Below are 18,867 nucleotides of genomic sequence, written 5' to 3' on the forward strand. Positions count from 1 at the left end.
GTCAGAACCTGAAATAGATGAAGGGATTGTAGGTGCCGGCCGCCAGGCTGGTGATGCACAGCAGCGCCAGCAGGGCCGTCAGCATCGCGCTGGTGCCGCTGGCGAGCACGCCGTGGCGCGTGGCCACGATCGCCGGGACCGCCTTCGCTTCGTCCTTGACGCCGGGCGCCGGCCGCAAGCGCCAGCAGGCCAGCACGATGCCGACCACCAGCGCCAGGGTGGCGGTGTGGCCGATGTCATGGCGCCATGAGTGCAGCTCGGCCTGGCCATCGTAGGCGCCGAACATGCTGCCCAGGTACTTGAGCGCGTACGGCACATTGTCGACGCGGAAGAACACCCAGCCGATCATCACGCACAGCATGGTCCAGGCCTGGGCCAGGGACGCGGGCATGCGCGCCAGCAGCCTGGCGCCGCCCAGGCGTTCGAGCACCAGCAGGGCACCGTGCCACAAGCCCCAGATCACGAAGGTCCAGGCCGCGCCATGCCACAGGCCGCACAGGAAGAATACCAGCGCCAGGTTGAAGTAAGTGCGCAGGGGCGAAGCGCGGTTGCCGCCCAGCGGAATGTAGAGGTAATCGCGGAACCAGGTCGACAGGCTGATGTGCCAGCGGCGCCAGAAATCGGTGATCGAGGTGGCCGAATACGGGCGGTTGAAGTTGGGCGGATAGGAAAAGCCGAGCATGTGGCCGATCCCGATCGCCATGTTCGAGTAGCCGGCGAAGTCGAACAGGATCTGGATCGAGTAGCAGGCGATGCCGAGCCAGGCTCCCGGCGCGTCGAGCTTGGACGGATCGACGGCGAAGATGAAGTCGGCGGTCTGGGCCACGTAGTTGGCGATCAAGACCTTTTGCGCCATGCCCAGCACGAACAGGCGGAAGCCCATCCAGATGCGCTCGTTGGACAGGGAGCGGTGATCGACTTCGCCGGCGATCTGGCGGTAGCGCACGATCGGGCCGGCAATCAGTTGCGGGAACATGGCCTTGTACATGGCAAAGCGCAGGAAACTGCTTTGCGCCGTGATGTCGCGCCGGTACACGTCGATCAGGTAGGAAATACCCTGGAAGACGAAAAACGAAATGCCCAGCGGCAGCACGATGGCCGGCAGCGCCCCTTCGCGCAAACCCAGCGCATTCAGGATGCCGGCGAAAAAGCCCAGGTATTTATAGTAGCCAAGCATCGCCAGGTTGAGCGTGATGCCGGTCGCCAGCAAGGCCTTGCGCTGGCCGCCGGCGCGCGCGATCAGGTAGCCGAAACTGTAATTGAGGAAGGCCGAGAGCATCAGCAGCGGCACGAAACGCGGCTCGCCCCAGGCATAGAAGACCAGGCTTCCGATCAGCAGGATGGCATTTTTCCATGGCAGCGAGTAATACAACAGCAAGAAAATCGGGAAGAAATAGAACAGGAAAATTGCCGAACTGAAAACCATAGAATGTCTCGTCAGATAAAAACGGCGGCGATGGCGGCGCCGGATAAGCGCGCGATTATAGCATCGCCTTGTTGCGAAAAATCGAAAATTGCCATAAGTCAATTATTGCAATGGGCGCAAGGAGGCGCGCCCGGTGCCGGCGTTCAGGGCAGCTTGCCGACCTCGCACAGCTGGTAGGGATCGCTGTTCTTGCTGCCGCCGAAGCCGGCTTCGTAGACGATGCAACTGGCATCGTTGAAGGTCAGGCCGTAGCGCTTGAGGATTTCCTGGCCGGCTACATGCACGCGCAACTGGCGCGCGATGGTGTCGGGGTCGGGCACGGCGCCGCCCTGGCGCGGGCCGGGGGCCAGGCCGTTGGCGGTCAGCATGACATACAGCGGACCCTTGCGGGCGGCGACCATCTCGGCCACGCGCGCGCCAAATTGCGGCGACTCGGGGAAGCCCGAGCCGAGCGCGGCGAATGCCAGGCGCGACGGGAAATTCGGTATCAGCCACGACATCGGCGGGTCGCCATGCACGGTAAACACCATGCTCTGGGATGGATCGGCGAAGGCCGGCACCTGGACCTGGAAACTGGCCGGGCCATTGAAATGGTGGCCCCAGTTCACGCGCGGCAAGCCAGCCATGACGGCCAGCAGCAGGCAGCTGGCGCCGATCACGCGCGCGGTCGGCAGCGCGCACAGGCGGTGCAGCAGCAGCCACAGCACCAGCGGCGCGAGCAGTTCGAGCGGCACCAGGTAGCGGTAAATGCCAAACAGCTTGAGCCAGATCACATACGAGAGCGCGAAGAACACCAGCAGCATGCGCGCGCCGGCGGCGTCGGCGCCCGCTGTTGCGGTGGCGGACGGCGCCGGCGCGGCCAGCCACAGGCGGCGCAGGCGCCGGGCGATGAAGACGATGAAAGCGAGGTACACGATCGGCCACAGGATCTGGGTCATCGGCAACTCGATCACGCGGCGCGGATTGAAGGTGAAGATGAACGGCCACAGCAGGAATTCGCTCAAGCCCTTGGGCACCCAGCCCATGTCGGCCACGCTGATCGGCGCGGCCAGCGGACCCTTGAAGATATTGTTAAATTGGGGGAACAGAGGATTGCCGAACTGCTTCCACATCAGCCAGTACCAGTGGCCGGCGCTGGCGGCGATGCCGGCCAGGGTGCCCAGGCCGAACACGAAGGCGGTGCCGACCCGCCGCCACAGGCTGGCGCGCAGGGTCAGCAGCGCCAGGCACAGGGCCAGCGCATAGTTGGCATTGGTCAGCTTCAAGCCGGTGCCGGCGCCGATGATCAGGCCCGCCAAGGCGGCCACCATGGCGCCGCGCGCGCCGCCCGCCACCAGCTGCGGCCACTGGCGCAGCAGCAGCGCGATGGCGCCCAGCACGGTGAGCGTGGTCAGGTTGTCGCCCATGGTGTTGCCGAGCTGGCTGAGGAAGGCAAAGCCGGTGCAGCCGGCCAGCGCCAGCATCAGCGGCAGGCGGTAGGGCGCCGCGCCGGCCGCGGCCGGTTCGCCGCTGCGCAGCACCTGGCGCGTGATCATGAGCAGCAGCACGTAATTGAGGCCGTGCAAAAAACCCATCACGAAGCCGGTCACGCGGGTCGGGAAATGCGTGGCCAGGCCGTAGTACAGCAAGTCGATGGTGGGATTGAAATAACTCTGGAACTGGCCCGGATTGAGGTCGAAGCCGATCTTGCCGTTCAGGAAGGCGTACGGGTTATACCAGTGATAATTGCGCAAATCCCAGTTGGCATCCTGCCCCAGCCACATCGACACCAGCCCGGCCAGCAGCGGCCCGAGCCACATCGACAGGCGCAGTACCAAGGCGCGGTCGAGCCCATCCCACAGGCGCACCACGCCCGCATCCAGGCGGGAAATTGCTCGAGTCACTGCATTCATGCCACACCTGCGATATAAGGGGGATTACCGTTAAGGGGGATTACCGTTGAAAGACGAACCAGCGCGCGCCGACGAAATTGACCGTCATGCCGGCCAGCGAACCGGCGCACACGCCCCACGAGGTGATGTGGGGCACGTTCGGGAAGCTCCAGACGATGACGCTGTAGGTGGCGACATTGACCGCCCCGCCGCCGCTCATGGCCAGCAGGTAGCGCCACCATTCGGTCCACAGCGAGATGCCGGCCGGATGGAAGGTGTAGCGGCGGTTGATCTGCCAGGTGGCGAACACCGCGCACAGGAAGGAGGCGGCGCGGCCGGCATAGGGATTCATGCCGGCGCGCAGCGCCAGTTCGAGCACGGCCAGGTCGACCAGCAGGCCGGCCACGCCGGCCACGCCGAAGCGCAGCACCTGGGTACCGAGCTTCATCGCTGACTACCCGCCTCAGGCATGCTTGACGCGCGGAGCGGAAATGGCCAGGTAGGCGAAACGCTTCTGTTCGATGCGGCCCTTGGTGACGGTATCGAGGATCAGGCCGCAGTTGAGCGAAATCACGCCGAACAGGCTCAGCGCAACCGACAGGATCGCGGTCGGCAAGCGCGGCACCAGGCCGGTTTCCAGGTAAGTCTGGAGCAGCGGGAAGGCCAGGCCGACAGCGGCCAGCATGAAGGCGAAAAACGCCAGCGAGAAGAAGGCCAGCGGCTTTTCGGTCTTGAACAGCTTGACGATGGTCCACAGGATGCGCACGCCGTCGCGGTAGGTATTGAGCTTGCTGACCGAGCCTTCCGGACGCGAGCGGTAAATGGTTTCCACCTCGGCCACCGGCATGCGCAGTTCCAGCGCGTGCACGGTCAGTTCGGTTTCGGTCTCGAAGCCGGCCGAGTGGGCGGCGAAGGACTTGGCGTAGCGGCGCGAAAACACACGGTAGCCGGACAGCATGTCGGTGAAGGTGTTGCCGAACACCGCGGCGACCGAACCGGTCAGCAGGCGGTTGCCGAAGCGGTGGCCGAAGCGGTAGGCTTCCTGCTCGGTCGAGACGCGCGTGCCGACCACCATGTCGAGGCCTTCGTCGACCAGTTTTTCGGCCAGCTGGGGCGCCACGCTGGCGTCGTAGGTATTGTCGCCGTCGACCATGATGTAGATATCGGCGTCGACGTCGGCGAACATGCGCCGGATCACATTGCCCTTGCCTTGCAGCGGCACATTACGCACCACGGCGCCGGCGTCAAGCGCCAGGCGCACGGTGGCATCCTTGGAATTGTTGTCGAATACATACACCACGGCTTGCGGCAGGCAGGCGTTGAAGTCGCGAACAATCGCGGCAACCGTCAATTCCTCGTTATAACAAGGCACGAGGATGGCGATGCTTTGATTAATTAGTTTGTTCATGGCTAGACATTGAGTAAAAAGAGAAACGCCGCAGCGCCCGGCCGGAAAGCCAAGCGGGTGGCGGCATTACATATAAGCAAATTATACATCCAGGCAACAATCGGCCGGCAGCGCGGCGCGCGCGAAGCGGCGCCGGGCCGGCTGCTTACTGCTTGGGCGAACCGCCGAGCAGCACGGCAATCTTCTGCTTGGGCTTGCTGCTGGTGCTGACCTGGTCGGCAATCACCGGCGTGGTCTTCTTGGCCGGCTCGTACGGGGTCAGGAACCAGGGATCGACCTTTTCGCGGCGCGGATACGGACCCGAACGCGGACCGGAAGAACTGCTGCTGGAACTGCGCTCGGAACTGCGCTCGAAACTGCGTTCGCCGCCGCTGCTGCGCTCGGGCGGACGCGCGGACGGGCGGGCGGCGCCGGCAGGGCTGTCATCGCGGCGCGGACGGCGCTCGCCGGATGCGTCGCTGCGCCCGCCGCTGGCGGCGCTGCTGGCCACGAAACCGGCCAGTTCGCCGCGCGTGATGGTCTGCTTGATCAGTTTTTCGATATCGACCAGCAAGCGCTCGTCCTTGTCCGAAAACACCGACAAGGCGTCGCCCGAGGCGCCGGCACGGCCGGTGCGGCCGATCCGGTGCACATAATCTTCGGCGTTGTATGGCAAGTCGAAGTTGATCACGCACGGCAGGTCGGAAATATCGAGGCCGCGCGCGGCCACGTCTGTTGCGACCAGCACGTCGATCTCGCCTTTTTTGAAGGCGTCGAGCGCGGCCATGCGTTCCTGCTGGGTCTTGTCGCCGTGAATCGCGGTGGCCTTGATGCCGCCCTGCTCCAGGTGGCGCGACAGGCGCGAAGCGCCGATCTTGGTGTTCGAAAACACCAGCACCTGCTTGAGGTCGCGGCCGCGGATCAGGAATTCGACCACGTCGCGCTTGGCTTCGTCGGCGACCTTGTAGACGATCTGGGTCACCTTGTCGGCGGTGGCATTGCTGCGCGCCACTTCGATGGTCACCGGATCGGTCAGGAAACTGTTGGCCAGCTTCTTGATTTCCGGCGAGAAGGTTGCCGAGAACATCAGGTTCTGGCGCTTTTTCGGCAGCAGGTTGATGATGCGCTGCAAATCCGGCAGGAAGCCCATGTCGAGCATGCGGTCGGCTTCATCCATGACCAGCATCTGCACCTGGCCCAGGCTGACGTTTTTCTGTTCGATATGGTCGAGCAGGCGGCCCGGGGTGGCGATCACGATCTCGACCCCGCCCTTGAGGATGATGGTCTGGCCCTTCATGTCCATGCCGCCGAACACCACGGTCGAGCGCAGCGGGGTGTGCTGGGCGTAGGCCTTGACGTTCTCGGCCACCTGCACCGCCAGCTCGCGCGTGGGGGTCAGCACCAGGGCGCGCACCGGATGGCGCGCCGGCGACATGCTGGGGCTGGCGTGGGCCAGCAGCAGCTGGATGATGGGCAGCGAAAAACCGGCGGTCTTGCCTGTGCCGGTCTGGGCCGCGCCCATGACATCGCGCCCCTGCAGGACGATCGGAATGGCGGCGGCCTGGATCGGCGTCGGGTGGATATAGCCCTGGTCCGTCAGTGCGCGCAGGATCTCCGGCGCAAGGCCGAAATCGGCAAACTTGACGGTGGGTTCACTGTCGGCTTCGATGGTAATCGGTGTTTCAGACATAAGTTTTCCGGGCGTTGGTTCGATATGCTCTACGTCCGGACAGGCCGACGCGGGGAACTTCCAGGATGGACGGGAACGAGCCGGGCAGTGGCAAGACCGGTGGCCAGCTCGAAGTGTGCCACGACAGCGTCGGCAGAACCGGCCGTACGGACGTAGATGCAATAATAGTGCCGTAAACGATACCCTAAATCCCGGCAACTGTACATCGATATAAGATCAAGAAAGAGGTATTGCCGCAGAGTCAACTTGGTTTACACTGCCCGGGTTCCCCGGCATTCCTGGGGTGACCGGTACTGTAGACACCTATTTGACATGCCAACCGTATTTACCGCCCTCGCGCACCGCCTGCCCGCCCTGTTGCGCATGCTGCTGTGCGCCTGTCTGTGCGCTTGCCTGGGTCTGCAGGGCGCGGCCCAGGCCAGCGCCACCCCGACCTCGCCGCTGCGCTTCAAGCGCCTCGCCTCCTTCGACTCGGACGAGCTGTCCATCCTGGCGCTGCTGCAAGACCGCCAGGGCTTCGTCTGGATCGGCACCCATAGCGGCGGGCTGTACCGCTACAACGGCTACCACGCGGTCAAGTACGTCAGCAACGCCAACAGCGGCGGCAACTTGCCGCACGACCGCGTGTCGGACCTGTACGAAGACGCGGCCGGCACCATCTGGGTGGCGACCCAGAACGGGCTGGCGCGCTTCAATCCCCATACCAACAACTTCACCCGCTTCGTGCCGCCGCCGGGGCCGGGGGCGCAGCGCATCATCAAGGAAATCATCGGCGACGGCAAGGGCGGCATGTGGCTGGCCACCTGGGGCGGCCTGCAGCATTTCGACCCGGCCAGCGGCAAGTTCACCCTGTACCTGCACGACGCGGCGCGCCCGGGCAGCCTGGCTTCCAACGACCTGAACGCCATCGCCATGGACCAGCACGGCGGCGTGTGGGCCGCCACCTGGCCGGGCGGCCTCGATTACCTGGCGCCGGGCGCCGATCAGTTCGTGCACTACCGGGTCGACCGGCCCGAATCGCCCGACCCCAAGCTCAACATCGTGCGCGCCCTGCATTTCGCGCCCGACCGCACGCTCTGGATCGGCACCGAAACCGGGGTGGTGACCTGGCGCACCGAGCAGCCCTGGAGCGCGCGCCAGCAAGTGCCCTCGCCCGCCACCCGCATCAATTACCTGTACGGCGACCGCAACGACACGGTCTGGGCCGGCACCCTGGCGGCGGGCTTGCTGCGCTGGGATAAAGCCGCGGACCAGGCCAGCAGCACCCCCGTGCATTACGTGCACCGCGCCAACGATTCCTACAGCTTGCCGTCGGACGATATCCGCGCCGTCATGCACGACCGCAGCGGCATGCTGTGGATCGGCTCGATCACCGATGGCATCAGCCTGGTCAACCTGAACAGCGAAGGTTTCCAGCGCTACATTCCGTTCGATGTCGAGGCCAACAACCTGCGTCCCAACAATGCCATGCGCGCCATGGAAGGCGCGCCCGACGGGCGCCTGTGGCTGGCCAACAATGCCGGCCTGTCCCTGTTCGACAGCGCCAGCGGCGCGGTGCTGCGCAGCTACCGCGCCGACGGCAAGCCGGGCGCGCTCAGCAGCAACATCGTGTACAGCCTGCACCAGCAGCCGGGCGGGCCGCTATGGATCGGCACCGCAGCCGGCCTGAACCGGCTGGACGGGGTCGGCGTGCCGGTCAAGGTGGTCAGCTTCGGCTCGGTCGGCAGCGACTTCATCAACACCATCGCCCCGGCCGCCGGCGGCGCCCTGTGGCTCGGCACCGGCCAGCACGTGGTGCGCTACGACCCGGCCACGGGCGAAAGCACCCAATTCCCGTCCGACCCGGCCCAGCCCGACAGCCGCAGCGTGAACAGCACCACCAGCATCGTCGAAGACCGGCTCGGGCGCGTCTGGATGGGCTCGGAATGGGGTGGCGGCGGGCTCGACGTGCTGGACCAGGCCAGCGGCAAGTTCCGCCACCTGCGCTACCGCGCCAGCGACCCCGCTTCGCTGTCGGACAATAACGTGGTCTCGCTGTACCAGGACCCGCGCGGGCGCCTGTGGGCCGGCACCGCGCGCGGGGTAAACCAGATCCTCACCGATGCCAAGGGCGCGATCCGCTTCCAGCGCTACCAGCAGCCCGACAGCGTGGGGCAGGTCAAGATCCTGGCCATGCGCAGCGACCAGGCCGGCCAGCTGTGGCTGAGCACCGCAAATGGCTTGCTGCGGCTCGATCCGGACAGCGGCAAGGTGGCGCGCTTTTCCGCCGCGGATGGCTTGTCGGAAGGGTTTTCCACGGGCGCCGCGCACGCCGCGCCCAACGGCCGCCTGTACTTCGGCGGCGTCAAGGGCATCACCGGGGTGACCCCGGCGGCGGTGCGCAGCGTGTCGGCCCCGCCGCAGGTGGCGATCACCGATATCAGCGTGTTCAACCGCTCGCTGCGCGATGGCCGCGCGGTGCCCGGGCTGCGCCTCGATGGCGCGGTGACGGCCCCGCTCAACCTGACCCTGGCCGGCGACGGCTCGGTATTCTCGATCGAATTCGCGGCCCTGCACTTTACCGATCCGGTGCGCAACACCTACAAATACCGCCTGGCCGGCTTCGACCGCGAATGGGTGGTGACCGACGCCGCCCACCGCAGCGCCACCTACACCAACCTCGACCCGGGCAGCTATGTGTTTTCGGTGCGCGCCGCCAATCACCAGGGCATGTGGAGCGACAACGCGGCCAGCATGACGGTGACGATCCTGCCGCCGTGGTGGAAAACCTGGTGGTTCCGCCTGATCCTGGCCTTGCTGGCGCTGGGCTTGGTCAGCAGCGCCTACCGGGCCCGCGTGCGCGACCTGACCCGGCGCCAGAAACAGTTGCAGCACATGGTGGCCGAGCGCACCGCCGAGCTGGAAGCGAGCAATGCCAAGCTGGCGGCGCTGTCGAGCACCGACGGGCTGACCGGCATCAACAACCGGCGCGGCTTCGATACCGCGCTCGAATCCGAATGGCGGCGCGCCGCGCGCAACGGCTATCCGGTGGCGCTGGCCATGCTCGACGTCGACCACTTCAAGAGCTACAACGACCATTATGGGCACCAGGCGGGCGACCAGTGCCTGCGCGCGGTGGCCGGCGTGATCGCCGCGCACGCGCGCCGCACCACCGACCTGGTGGCGCGCTACGGGGGCGAGGAATTCGCGCTGCTGGCGCCCGCCACCAGCGCCGCCGAAGCGCTGGAACTGGCGGGCGCGCTGTGCCTGGCGCTGGAAAAGCTGGCGCTGCCGCACGCCAAGTCGCCGTACGGGGTGGTGACGATCAGTATCGGGGTAGTGTCGCTGATGGCCGACGAGACCGGCAGCCCGGAACAGCTGGTCGAGCATGCCGACCGCGCCATGTACCGCGCCAAGACCGAGGGCCGCAACCGCGCGCTGGGCGCCTGAGTTGATCGCGGGATAAGCCGGCCAGTGTGTGGCTCCGATGTTCATGAGCGCGCGTGTAGTGCACCGTAGCTCGTACGGCTGTGCTTCCCGAACTGCACTTGCGCCGTAAGCTACAGTTTTTTTCGACGTCCCTCATGCGCTTTAAAACCAAACGGTATCCGGTTTCACGCCGAAAAACACCAAAAATGCTTGAGTGATAAATAGGAAGATCACTCAAGGAGAAAGTTCCGGGCCAAAAAAAGCGGCCTGTTGGCCGCTCGTTGTATGCTCACTTGGGTTTCCGGACGCCGGAAAACTCCGGGATGTCGATCGACGACGGTCCGAACACCGCCGACCTGCGGTCGCGGCTGATGGGCTTGCCGGCCAGGGTGACCCGGATGCGGCCTTGGGATGGCTTGAGTTCGCCAATAACTGGCGTGGCCATGGAGGCAACCCTGGCGCGGCGGGCGGCCGCCGCCAATTTGTAGGCGCTGTTCTGGCCAGGTGGCGTCTTCTTAAGAGCGGTCATGATTCAAGCTCCGGCAGGGGGAGTACCTCGTAAAGGTAGTTTAGCAGAATCCTCCAGCTGCGACTGTGCGCGGTCAGGTCAAAGCGCATCTCCCTGCCGCGACCGTGCTGCGCCCACCAGTCCGGATCGGTTGCAAGCACGTCCTGGACCGTTTCACAGGCCCGCAACGCTTCCGATGGCGCTTTGCTCAGTTCAACAGGATTAAGTCCGGCGTCGAAGCCGAACTTCGGCCAGACGGCAAATCCGACGAAGCCGTCGGGATCGTCCTGATCGACCGGTCCGTTTCCAGCGGCAAAGAGCTCGATATGATCGAAACCCAGTCGGTATGCCGTGATGGCCATGAGGCCAAAGGGCACGGTCGCCAGGCGCTCGGGAGCGTCGGCTGACAGAATCAGCCTGCGAATATAGAGCGCGTCGACACGAAGGGCGGTACCCTCTTCATCCCTGTAGGCGATAACGCTGGCGTTCTCGTTCTCGGCCATGAAAACGTTGTTCGACATGACGTCCAGGCCGGCCGGCGCGTCTTCTTTTTCCCTCACGGTGAGCGCCCATACGGTTGAACCGTCCGGGATCATGAACAACTTGCCCGTCTCCGCTTCGTCGAGTTCCAAGGTGGCATCGCCCGGCCTTTCAATGGTGATGCCTTCGAGTCGCTGCTTGCCATCTTTCTGATACAGCTCGCCCTGAAAATAATCGCGGGCGTTCTCCTGCGCCATCAGCAAGGCTTCCGCCGGCTCCAAGTTGTCGCGCTCAAAAGGATCGTTTTGGTCCATTCAAGCATTGTACTGAGGGGACCGCGACCAGTCAGGAAAATATCTGGGGGTGTCTTGCAAGTTGTCGGGACATGGCGCTGGCACTTGTGCGGATCGCGGCCGCACGGCACACGTCATCTGGCGGCGTTGTGCCCGAGATCTGCCGGCAGCCGCGCCCTCGGAGGAGATGCTCACCATCACCCGCGGCTGGCCGGCCTGTGACTGTCGGGACGCTGCGCAGCCACCATGATGCGTAGCGTTCAGCGCTTCCAGCCGCGGTCGCGCGCGGCCCGTTCCGCGATCGGGTCGAGCGGGTCGGCGCTGCGCAGCGTGACCCCGTCCTGCACCGCGCGCGGCATGCCGGCGCCCGGGGTGCGGTACTCGTCGCTGGCGCCCTCCATGCGCGCATACAGGGCAATCTGCCAGCCGGCGCCGCTGCGGCACGCCAGCCCGCCGCCGTTGGCCAGCCGGAAGCTGCGGCAATATGCCCCTTCCTTGGACAGGAAACTGGTATCGATGCGCACCGGCGCGTCGGCTTCCGGCGTGCCCGAGAGCTGCTGCGTGAGCGCCTGCGCCAGCGCGCCGCGCGCCGTCATGGCGGCGCCATCGCCATCGATCAGCGCCAAGCCTTCGCGCTGCAAGGCAATGCTGATCCCGGCCCCGGCCAGCAGGCCCAGCACCAGGGTGGCGGCCAGGCCGCTCCAGACGCTCCAGGACCAGTCGCGCGGACTTTCCTCGACCAGCGCGGCGGGCAGCGGGACGGCGCGCGCCGCGCGCACCGCATGCAGGTGCACCACCTTGGCCGAGCGCGGCGCCGCCGGCGGGCAGCGCGGCGCGCCCTCGCCCTGGCCGAAGCCGGCGAAGGCATTGCTGCGCTGGGCCTGCAACTGGCGCAAGCGTGCCGCCAGCACCGGGTCCTGGTGCAGCGCCTGTTCCAGCGCCTGGCGGGTGGCGTCGCCGAGCGCGCCATCGGCGTAGGCCCTCAGGATGTCATCGGAAAAGCTCATGCTGCCGTCCTCGTCTGATCGGGATGCCCGGCGTGCCGGGCGGCGCCGCTTGCTGGTATTGCAGGTGTTGCGCTGGTCCCTATATTATCATTCAGCCATGGCGGCATGTCACGGCGCCGCCTTTCAGGAAGTAATCAGGCCATGTTCGTCTAGCATGTCGTGCAACAATTCGAGCCGGATGACCGGATTGTCGAGCATCAACAGGCGGTATTTCTGGTCGTTCGGCAAGGGCAGCAAGTCGCACCAGCGGTTCGCGACCCAGCCGCAATCGTCGAGGCGGAATGGCGGCAGCACCGGCCAGCGCTGCTCGGGCACCTCGTCGAGCGAGGCCAGCACGCGGTCGAGGGCGTCGGCCGCGCCCTGCAGTTCGGACGGCACCGGCACCGCGTGGTCGTCTTCGACCAGTTCGGTATCGGCCATCCACAAGCCGTTGGCGCGGCGTTCGCTGGCCAGGATGCGAAAGCGCGCGGCGCCGCGGCAAGTGACCTGCAGCAACCCCGGCGCGCTCATGCCGCTGTCCTGCACCGAGGCCAGGGTGCCGCCCGGGTGGAAGCGCTCCTGGCCCTCGGGCGTGCGCACCTCGTGGCCTTCGGTCAGCAGCACCACGCCGAACGGGGTGCCGTTGGCGATGCATTTGCCCACCATGTCGAGGTAGCGCACCTCGAAAATCTGCAAGGGCAGCACACCGTCCGGAAACAGGACCGTACCAAGAGGAAAGAGAGGGAAAGAGAGGGTCGCCATCGCCCCATGATGCCAGAATCCGGGCCGCCAGCGAAGCACGATTGTCAGGTCGCATGCGCAGCGGGTGATGTGTCGTCATTTTACTTTTTTTGCATCAAGCAACCCCTTTTTGGGGCCGCTTCCGTTACATTCCATGTCCCGCCAATGCGCAACAGTCGCAGCGGACCAGAGACAAAAACAGGAGAGCCATTCATGTCGCACTATCTCGCCGCCGGCCTGGCGCTGTCGCTGGCCGCGCTTGCGGGCTGCCAGCCGCGTGCCAGCGGGCCGGCGCCGCAGAAAACCATGCACGCGTTCCAGGACGAGGCGCAGCTGGACGCGTTTCTCAAGGATGCCGCCGGGCCGGCCGGCGCGCCGGCGGCGCAGGCGGCCGTGCCGGCGCCACCCGCGCCTGGCGGCGGCGTGGGCGAACATGGACGCCACCTGGTGCTGCTGCGCCACGGGCGCCTGCTGACGGTCGATATCGGCAAGGACCAGCTCAAGCTGGTGGCGGAGGTCGATGCGCACGCGCCGGGCGGCGACGGGCAGGACCAGCTGGTGGTGGCCGGCGACACGGTGGCGCTGGTCGGGCGCCGTCCGGACGGCACCGCCATCGCCCTGTTCGACATCGACGCCGGCGGCCGCCTGCGCTACCGCGCCAGCTACCAGCTGCGCGCCGGCGCGCAGGCCCCGGCCCTGCGCCAGATCGGCGCCAAGCTGGTGCTGTACAGCCCGCTCCCCCTGGCTGCGCCCGCGCCCGGCCAGCGCGCGGCCCTGCCGGCGCTGCGCGGATGGCTGGCCGGGGCCGACCCGGCGGCGGCGCCCTTCACCCGCATCGCCCCGGCCACCCGGATCTACCATGGCAAGGCGGCGCCGGACGCGCAGGCGGGCCTGGTGCTGCACAGCGTGACCATCTGCGACCTGGCCGCGCGCACGTTGCGCTGCGACGCTAGCGCCGTGCTGGGCGCGCCGGCGCGCATGATCCACATGGCTTCCGAGGCGGTGTATGTCTGGAGCGCGCCGCACCAGGAGGATGCCAGCGCCAGCCTGTACCGGATTCCCCTGAACGGCGGCGCCCCCGGCGCCATCCGCGTGACGGGCGTGCCGCACGATCCGTCGGCCTTGCACGAAAGCGCGGATGGCCACGTGAACGTGCTGGTCGGACAGGTTGGCCCGGACCGCCTGGCGCTGCTGCGGCTGCCGCTGACGGCCTTGTCCGACGGCAGCGACAGCGCCGCACCGGCCAGCTACAAGGACTTGCCCGGCTTCAGCCCGCAGCTGCGCAGCCGCTTTGTCGGCCCCTGGCTGCTGTACGGCAGCGCCGAGGCGGCCGCCACGCCGCTGTACGCGCTGCGCTGCGACGCCACGGGTGCGCCGCAACGGCTGGCGCTGGCGCATCCGGCCGAGCGCATCGAGGCCATGGGCGAGGATGCCGTGGTGAGCGGGCATGGCCAGGGCGCCTTGCACCTGAGCAGCGTGCGCCTGGGCCAGCAAGCCGCCCTGGCCAACAGCCATGTGCACGCCATCGCCGAGGACAGCGCCAGCGTGCGCCACGCCTTCCAGTACACCTCGCAGCGCCCGGGCCAGGGCATGGTCGGCTTGCCGCTCGTGGAAATGCACCAGCCCGACGCGCCCGAGGCCGCCGTATCGGTGGTCTACCTGCGCAATACCGCGCTCAAGCTGCGCGAACTGGGGACCCTCAAGGCGCAAAGCGGCGAGCGGCACGATGCCGGCGCCGGCGTCCTGCCGCTGTTCGTGCAGGGACGGGTATTCGCGCTGATGGGTGACGAACTGGTGGAAGGCAAACTCAAGAACGGGCGCCTGAGGGAAGTGCGGCGCCTCGACCTGGCGCCGGCCAACGCTCAGTAGGCGCGCACGGCCTGCTCCAGCGCATGCAGGCGCCAGCGCAGCCGGTCCGGTCCGGGATTCGGATGCAGGCCGACCAGCACCGTCAGCTCGCCGCTGACGCGCGCGCTGCACGGCAGTTGCAGTTCGGTGGCGCGCTCGAAGGGCAGGCGAAATTCCTGGCCCGGCATCAGGCGCAGGCCGCCGACCTGATGCGGCACGCTGTCGCTATTCCTCAACAGCAGCACATCGCGCAAGCCCACGGTCAGGCGCACCACGGGCGGCAGTACCTCGGCCCGGTCGCCGGCCAGGCGGCGTTGGGCCGCGTGTTCGGGAATGTCGAGCAGGAAGTCGCGGCTGCCCGGCCGGATCGGCGCCATCGCGGCCCAGACCAGCAGCAGCAGGCAGGCGCCCAGCAGGATCGAGGCGAGCCAGTGGCGGCGCAGGTGCTGTTCCATGCGCCTAGCCGCCCGCCGCGGGCGTCACTGTCAAGGCCGGCAAACGGGACGTCAATCGATGATCGCGGCGCAGGCATCGGTCGGCAGCGCTGCCACTTTGCCGACCACGGGAACCATTTTGATCACGGCCGAACCGACGCGGCAGGGTGCGGCCAGCACGCCGCAACCGCCCAGCACGGCTGGCAGCAAGAGAAAGAGGGCGAGACGGCAAAGACGGGCATTCATGGTGAATCCGGGCAAAAGTCAGTATGAGAAAGAATTGTAAGTGGCGCGCCACACTGGCGACAACAAAATCGAGGTAACAAAACGTTTAACTGCCACAAGGATGCTAGGATATTCCCCATGAACTCGCCTGAAAACCAACAGCATATCGGCATCGTCGCCTGCTCCGCCGAGGGCGCGGCGCTGTGCTACCGCAGCATCTGCCACGAAGGTGCGCGCCTGCTCGGGCCATACGAACATCCGGAACTGTCGATGCACTCGCATTCGCTGGCGGCCTACATGCGCTGCATCGACCTGGACGACTGGCACGGCGTGGGCGAACTGATGCTCTCGTCGGCGCACAAGCTGGCCAGCGCCGGCGCCGACTTCCTGATCTGCCCCGACAACACCGTGCACCAGGCGCTGGCCCTGGTGCGGGCGCGCTCGCCCCTGCCCTGGCTGCATATTGCCGACGTCGCCGCCGCCGAAGCGCTGGCGCGCGGCTACCAGCGCATCGGCCGACCGGCACCCGCTGGATGCTCGACAGCGACGTCTATCCCGAGCGCTTCGCCGCGCACGCCCTGGCCACGGTGCGGCCCGGGCTGGCGGCGCGCATCGAAATCAACCGCATCATCATGGATGAACTGGTCAGCGGCGAATGCAAGCCGGCGGCGGTTGCCTACTTCCAGAAAACCATCACGCGCATGAAAGATGGCGGCTGCGATGCGGTGCTGCTGGGCTGCACCGAAATTCCGCTGCTCATGAACGATGGCAATTCGCCCCTGCCCACCCTCGACACCACCCGCCTGCTGGCGCGCGCCGCGCTGCGGCACGCCACCGGGCAGCCGGCATGAGCGGACCCGGCCGGATTGACAGGGGCGCGCAAAACTGCGAGGATACGCGCATGACTATGATTAATCCACATGCCTTGTGTTCGAATTGGTGGCTGCGCTGACATCGCGCGGCGCCTGCACCATCATGTGTTTTCCATGAACGCCGCCTCGATTGGGCGGCGTTTTTCATGAGCGTTTTCCGATAGGGGCACCACCCGAGAGACGATCGACATGCCCGCACCAGCGACTACCGCAGCACCCATCATCCTGACCGGCGACCGCCCGACCGGCCCGCTCCACCTTGGCCATTACGTAGGCAGCCTGCGCAACCGCGTCGCTTACCAGCGCGACTACCGCCAGTTCATCATGCTGGCCGACGCCCAGGCCCTGACCGACAATATGGACGACCCGGCCAAGGTCCAGCGCAACGTGATCGAAGTGGCGCTCGACTACCTGGCGACCGGGATCGACCCGGCCCAGTCGACCATCCTGATCCAGTCGCAGATTCCGGAACTGGCCGAACTGACCTTTTACTACCTGAACCTGGTGACGGTGGCGCGGCTGGAACGCAACCCGACCGTCAAGGAAGAAATCCGCCTGCGCGGCTTCGAGCGCGACATTCCGGCCGGCTTCCTGACCTATCCGGCCAGCCAGGCGGCCGACATCACCGCATTCAAGGCGGTGCTGGTGCCGGTCGGCGAAGACCAGGTGCCGATGATCGAACAGACCAATGAAATCGTGCGCCGCTTTAACCGCATCGCCGGCGCCGAGGTGCTGGTCGAAGCGAAGGCGCTGGTGCCGGAAATCGGGCGCCTGGCGGGCATCGACGGCAAGGCCAAGATGAGCAAGTCGCTTGGCAACACGATCAACCTTTCGGCCAGCGCCGATGAAGTGCGCGCGGCCGTCAAGAAGGTCTACACCGACCCGCTGCACCTGCGCGTGGCCGATCCCGGCCATATCGAGGGCAATATCGCGTTCGCCTACCTGGATGCCTTCGATCCGGAAAAAGCAGCGCTGGCCGAGATGAAAGCGCATTACCAGCGCGGCGGCCTGGCCGACAGCATCGTCAAGGCACGCCTGGAATTGTGCCTGCAGGAATTCCTGACACCGATCCGCGCCCGCCGCGCCGAGCTGGAAAAGGATCGCGGACACGTGATGCAGATCCTGAAAGAAGGCACCGCACGCGCACGCGAGGTGGCGGCGCGCACGGCCGACGAAGTCAAGCGCGCGATGGGCCTGAGCTACTTTTAAGCGCGTTCCAGGCGGTCAGCGGTAGCGCGCCAGGATCTGGTCCACGCTGCCGTCGTCGATCAGGCCATTGATGGCCTGGTTGATTTCCTCGAACGGCACCCCCGCCGTCTTCGAGAATGCGCACTGCGCCTTGAACGAGGCGAACACCAGGTCCTGGCGCAGGCGCAGGGACTTGTTGATGCGCATCTGGTACGCCAGGGTCGAGCGCGCAATCACGGTATGGCGCACCCCGCCGGCCATCAGCTTGCGCAGGTTCTCTTCCATGGTGAGCGATTCGCTGCGCTGGAAACGCAGCCCCAGCACCTGCTCGACGCGCGGATAGCGGTAGCCGGCCACCGTGCCGACCGGACGGTCGCGCAGGTCGGCCAGCGAGCGCACCGGCGGCGCGCCCTGGACCGAGGCGACCATTTCGGCATCGGGAATGAGCGGCCGGCTCCAGTCGTACTGCCCGTCGATCCAGAACGGGCGCACATAACAGATGCCATCGGCCTTGCCGGCGGCCAGCGCCTCGCTCACCTGCTCCCCCGCCACACTGACATGGACGATGCTGCGCCCGAGCCGCTGCGCGATCGCCTCGTCCAGGTCTTTCAGGATGCCGCCGCTGAGCTTATCGTTGTGGAACTGCGCCAGCGGCATGGCCTGGTTCAGGGGAGCGATCATGATCAGGTCGGCGGCCGGCGCGGCGGCGGCCGGCGCGGCAGCGCCTGCGAGAGGGACAATCAGCGCGGCGAGGCAGGCGGAACGCTTGAACATGGGCTGGCCAGGTGGTCGGTCGGTGTATCCAATGTACCATCGCCACCATCATCCAATGCATTATTTTGTTGCTCCTCGGCCACGGGGATAGCGTAAAAGCGCCGGATCAGCAACAGGCGCCATGCGGCCAGCAGCAACAGGCAGGCGGGGCCGGCAAGATAGAGCAGCAAGACATCGGCGCGGTGCGCGGGCGGGGGATACAGCGGCGTGCGCCACAGCAGCAGGACGACGACGAAGGCAGCAAACCCATAGCCGGCCAGCACCCAGCGCGGCGTCGGGCTGATGAGGGTGGAAAAATGGCGCGCGGTCCAGCCCAGGGCGGCCAGGCTGACCCAGCCCGTCAGCATCACGCAGGCAAAGCCGGCGACGGGCGAACTGGCGGCCAATGCGCCCGGACCGAGCGCGGGAAGCATCAAGAAACCGCCGACCACGGTGATGAAACACCAGGCCAGCACTGCCGGCAGCGAGCAGATGGCGAAGAAAATGGCGAGCGGCCGGAGTATGCGCATGGCGGGAGAAGAAATTGCTCAAGGGATCGATCATACTTGCAAATGCCTTGCCAAGTCACTCCGGGTCATGCCCGAGGACGTCAAGCGCAAATAAGAATATTTTTTCATTCCAACCCGTGCGGAATCGGGCCGGCACGCCGCCTGCCACACAATTGCCAATTTGAGCATCCCTCTTTCTGGTTAGCCGGCGTTACCTTGTTGAGGTGATGCGGGCGCGCGCGCCTCGT

At 66.3% G+C, this 18,867-nt stretch carries 16 protein-coding genes and 1 pseudogene; 4 read left to right on the forward strand and 13 right to left on the reverse strand.

What is annotated here, in order from left to right:
* Position 1: 1 nt before the first annotated feature.
* The 5 genes from PO883_RS13415 to PO883_RS13435 all read right to left on the reverse strand — a co-directional run bounded on the left by PO883_RS13415 (position 2) and on the right by PO883_RS13435 (position 6,374).
* Positions 2 to 1,426: an MBOAT family protein gene (locus tag PO883_RS13415; protein WP_289310212.1), complete on the reverse strand. Its 1,425-nt coding sequence runs from the start codon at positions 1,424 to 1,426 to the stop codon at positions 2 to 4.
* Positions 1,427 to 1,569: 143 nt separating this feature from the next.
* Entirely contained in the window at positions 1,570 to 3,318 is a 1,749-nt protein-coding gene (locus PO883_RS13420) for a hypothetical protein (RefSeq protein ID WP_289310213.1), read from the reverse strand.
* Positions 3,319 to 3,358: 40 nt separating this feature from the next.
* Entirely contained in the window at positions 3,359 to 3,745 is a 387-nt protein-coding gene (locus tag PO883_RS13425) for a GtrA family protein (protein WP_289310214.1), read from the reverse strand.
* A gap of 15 nt (positions 3,746 to 3,760) precedes the next feature.
* Complete coding sequence (locus PO883_RS13430; RefSeq protein ID WP_167085734.1) at positions 3,761 to 4,705, reverse strand: glycosyltransferase family 2 protein; 945 nt, start codon at positions 4,703 to 4,705, stop codon at positions 3,761 to 3,763.
* A gap of 145 nt (positions 4,706 to 4,850) precedes the next feature.
* Positions 4,851 to 6,374, reverse strand: a complete 1,524-nt coding sequence (locus tag PO883_RS13435) for a DEAD/DEAH box helicase (protein ID WP_289310215.1) — start codon at positions 6,372 to 6,374, stop codon at positions 4,851 to 4,853.
* Between the two features lie 312 nt (positions 6,375 to 6,686).
* Between PO883_RS13435 and PO883_RS13440 the strand changes: the two genes are divergently transcribed.
* Entirely contained in the window at positions 6,687 to 9,803 is a 3,117-nt protein-coding gene (locus PO883_RS13440) for a diguanylate cyclase domain-containing protein (RefSeq protein ID WP_289310216.1), read from the forward strand.
* Between the two features lie 268 nt (positions 9,804 to 10,071).
* Here PO883_RS13440 and PO883_RS13445 read toward each other — a convergent pair whose 3' ends face one another.
* From PO883_RS13445 to PO883_RS13460, 4 genes are all read right to left on the reverse strand, one after another.
* The gene (locus PO883_RS13445) at positions 10,072 to 10,311 is read right to left on the reverse strand and encodes a hypothetical protein (RefSeq protein WP_289310217.1); all 240 of its coding nucleotides are present in this window, start codon (positions 10,309 to 10,311) and stop codon (positions 10,072 to 10,074) included.
* Positions 10,308 to 11,084 (reverse strand): hypothetical protein, encoded by a 777-nt coding sequence (locus PO883_RS13450; protein WP_289310218.1) that lies wholly within the window; start codon positions 11,082 to 11,084, stop codon positions 10,308 to 10,310. Before PO883_RS13450 ends, PO883_RS13445 begins: the two co-directional genes overlap by 4 nt.
* Positions 11,085 to 11,323: 239 nt before the next feature.
* The gene (locus tag PO883_RS13455; RefSeq protein ID WP_289310219.1) at positions 11,324 to 12,070 is read right to left on the reverse strand and encodes a hypothetical protein; all 747 of its coding nucleotides are present in this window, start codon (positions 12,068 to 12,070) and stop codon (positions 11,324 to 11,326) included.
* A gap of 123 nt (positions 12,071 to 12,193) precedes the next feature.
* Positions 12,194 to 12,811: an LON peptidase substrate-binding domain-containing protein gene (locus PO883_RS13460; protein WP_289310220.1), complete on the reverse strand. Its 618-nt coding sequence runs from the start codon at positions 12,809 to 12,811 to the stop codon at positions 12,194 to 12,196.
* 192 nt (positions 12,812 to 13,003) lie between these two features.
* On the opposite strand from PO883_RS13460, the gene PO883_RS13465 reads away from it, so the two are divergent.
* Complete coding sequence (locus PO883_RS13465) at positions 13,004 to 14,659, forward strand: hypothetical protein (RefSeq protein WP_289310221.1); 1,656 nt, start codon at positions 13,004 to 13,006, stop codon at positions 14,657 to 14,659.
* Here PO883_RS13465 and PO883_RS13470 read toward each other — a convergent pair.
* Both PO883_RS13470 and PO883_RS13475 read right to left on the reverse strand, forming a co-directional pair.
* The gene (locus tag PO883_RS13470; protein WP_289310222.1) at positions 14,653 to 15,093 is read right to left on the reverse strand and encodes a hypothetical protein; all 441 of its coding nucleotides are present in this window, start codon (positions 15,091 to 15,093) and stop codon (positions 14,653 to 14,655) included. The genes PO883_RS13465 and PO883_RS13470 overlap by 7 nt on opposite strands.
* 51 nt (positions 15,094 to 15,144) lie before the next feature.
* Positions 15,145 to 15,318, reverse strand: a complete 174-nt coding sequence (locus PO883_RS13475) for a DUF6726 family protein (protein ID WP_289310223.1) — start codon at positions 15,316 to 15,318, stop codon at positions 15,145 to 15,147.
* 117 nt (positions 15,319 to 15,435) lie between these two features.
* Between PO883_RS13475 and PO883_RS13480 the strand changes: the two are divergent.
* Positions 15,436 to 16,148: pseudogene (locus PO883_RS13480) on the forward strand (aspartate/glutamate racemase family protein).
* Positions 16,149 to 16,358: 210 nt separating this feature from the next.
* The gene (gene trpS, locus PO883_RS13485; RefSeq protein WP_289310224.1) at positions 16,359 to 17,378 is read left to right on the forward strand and encodes a tryptophan--tRNA ligase; all 1,020 of its coding nucleotides are present in this window, start codon (positions 16,359 to 16,361) and stop codon (positions 17,376 to 17,378) included.
* Between the two features lie 15 nt (positions 17,379 to 17,393).
* On the opposite strand, the gene PO883_RS13490 is transcribed toward trpS, so the two are convergent.
* Together PO883_RS13490 and PO883_RS13495 are read right to left on the reverse strand one after the other, a co-directional pair.
* Complete coding sequence (locus tag PO883_RS13490) at positions 17,394 to 18,131, reverse strand: ABC transporter substrate-binding protein (RefSeq protein ID WP_167085722.1); 738 nt, start codon at positions 18,129 to 18,131, stop codon at positions 17,394 to 17,396.
* On the reverse strand, positions 18,098 to 18,640 hold the full coding sequence (locus tag PO883_RS13495) for a hypothetical protein (protein WP_289310225.1): 543 nt from the start codon (positions 18,638 to 18,640) through the stop codon (positions 18,098 to 18,100). The genes PO883_RS13490 and PO883_RS13495 overlap by 34 nt, the downstream gene beginning before the upstream one ends.
* Positions 18,641 to 18,867: the final 227 nt, after the last annotated feature.

This window comes from Massilia sp. DJPM01 (genome assembly GCF_030348125.1).
GTDB lineage: Bacteria > Pseudomonadota > Gammaproteobacteria > Burkholderiales > Burkholderiaceae_D > Telluria_A > Telluria_A frigida.

Coding starts and splice junctions, on each gene's coding strand:
- PO883_RS13490 (WP_167085722.1), bottom strand. CDS start 18,131: ATGTTCAAGCGTTCCGCCTGCCTCGCCGCGCTGATTGTCCCTCTCGCA.
- PO883_RS13435 (WP_289310215.1), bottom strand. CDS start 6,374: ATGTCTGAAACACCGATTACCATCGAAGCCGACAGTGAACCCACCGTC.
- PO883_RS13460 (WP_289310220.1), bottom strand. CDS start 12,811: ATGGCGACCCTCTCTTTCCCTCTCTTTCCTCTTGGTACGGTCCTGTTT.
- PO883_RS13455 (WP_289310219.1), bottom strand. CDS start 12,070: ATGAGCTTTTCCGATGACATCCTGAGGGCCTACGCCGATGGCGCGCTC.
- PO883_RS13445 (WP_289310217.1), bottom strand. CDS start 10,311: ATGACCGCTCTTAAGAAGACGCCACCTGGCCAGAACAGCGCCTACAAA.
- PO883_RS13415 (WP_289310212.1), bottom strand. CDS start 1,426: ATGGTTTTCAGTTCGGCAATTTTCCTGTTCTATTTCTTCCCGATTTTC.
- PO883_RS13430 (WP_167085734.1), bottom strand. CDS start 4,705: ATGAACAAACTAATTAATCAAAGCATCGCCATCCTCGTGCCTTGTTAT.
- PO883_RS13470 (WP_289310222.1), bottom strand. CDS start 15,093: ATGGAACAGCACCTGCGCCGCCACTGGCTCGCCTCGATCCTGCTGGGC.
- PO883_RS13420 (WP_289310213.1), bottom strand. CDS start 3,318: ATGAATGCAGTGACTCGAGCAATTTCCCGCCTGGATGCGGGCGTGGTG.
- PO883_RS13425 (WP_289310214.1), bottom strand. CDS start 3,745: ATGAAGCTCGGTACCCAGGTGCTGCGCTTCGGCGTGGCCGGCGTGGCC.
- PO883_RS13495 (WP_289310225.1), bottom strand. CDS start 18,640: ATGCGCATACTCCGGCCGCTCGCCATTTTCTTCGCCATCTGCTCGCTG.
- PO883_RS13465 (WP_289310221.1), top strand. CDS start 13,004: ATGTCGCACTATCTCGCCGCCGGCCTGGCGCTGTCGCTGGCCGCGCTT.
- PO883_RS13475 (WP_289310223.1), bottom strand. CDS start 15,318: ATGAATGCCCGTCTTTGCCGTCTCGCCCTCTTTCTCTTGCTGCCAGCC.
- PO883_RS13450 (WP_289310218.1), bottom strand. CDS start 11,084: ATGGACCAAAACGATCCTTTTGAGCGCGACAACTTGGAGCCGGCGGAA.
- PO883_RS13440 (WP_289310216.1), top strand. CDS start 6,687: ATGCCAACCGTATTTACCGCCCTCGCGCACCGCCTGCCCGCCCTGTTG.
- trpS (WP_289310224.1), top strand. CDS start 16,359: ATGCCCGCACCAGCGACTACCGCAGCACCCATCATCCTGACCGGCGAC.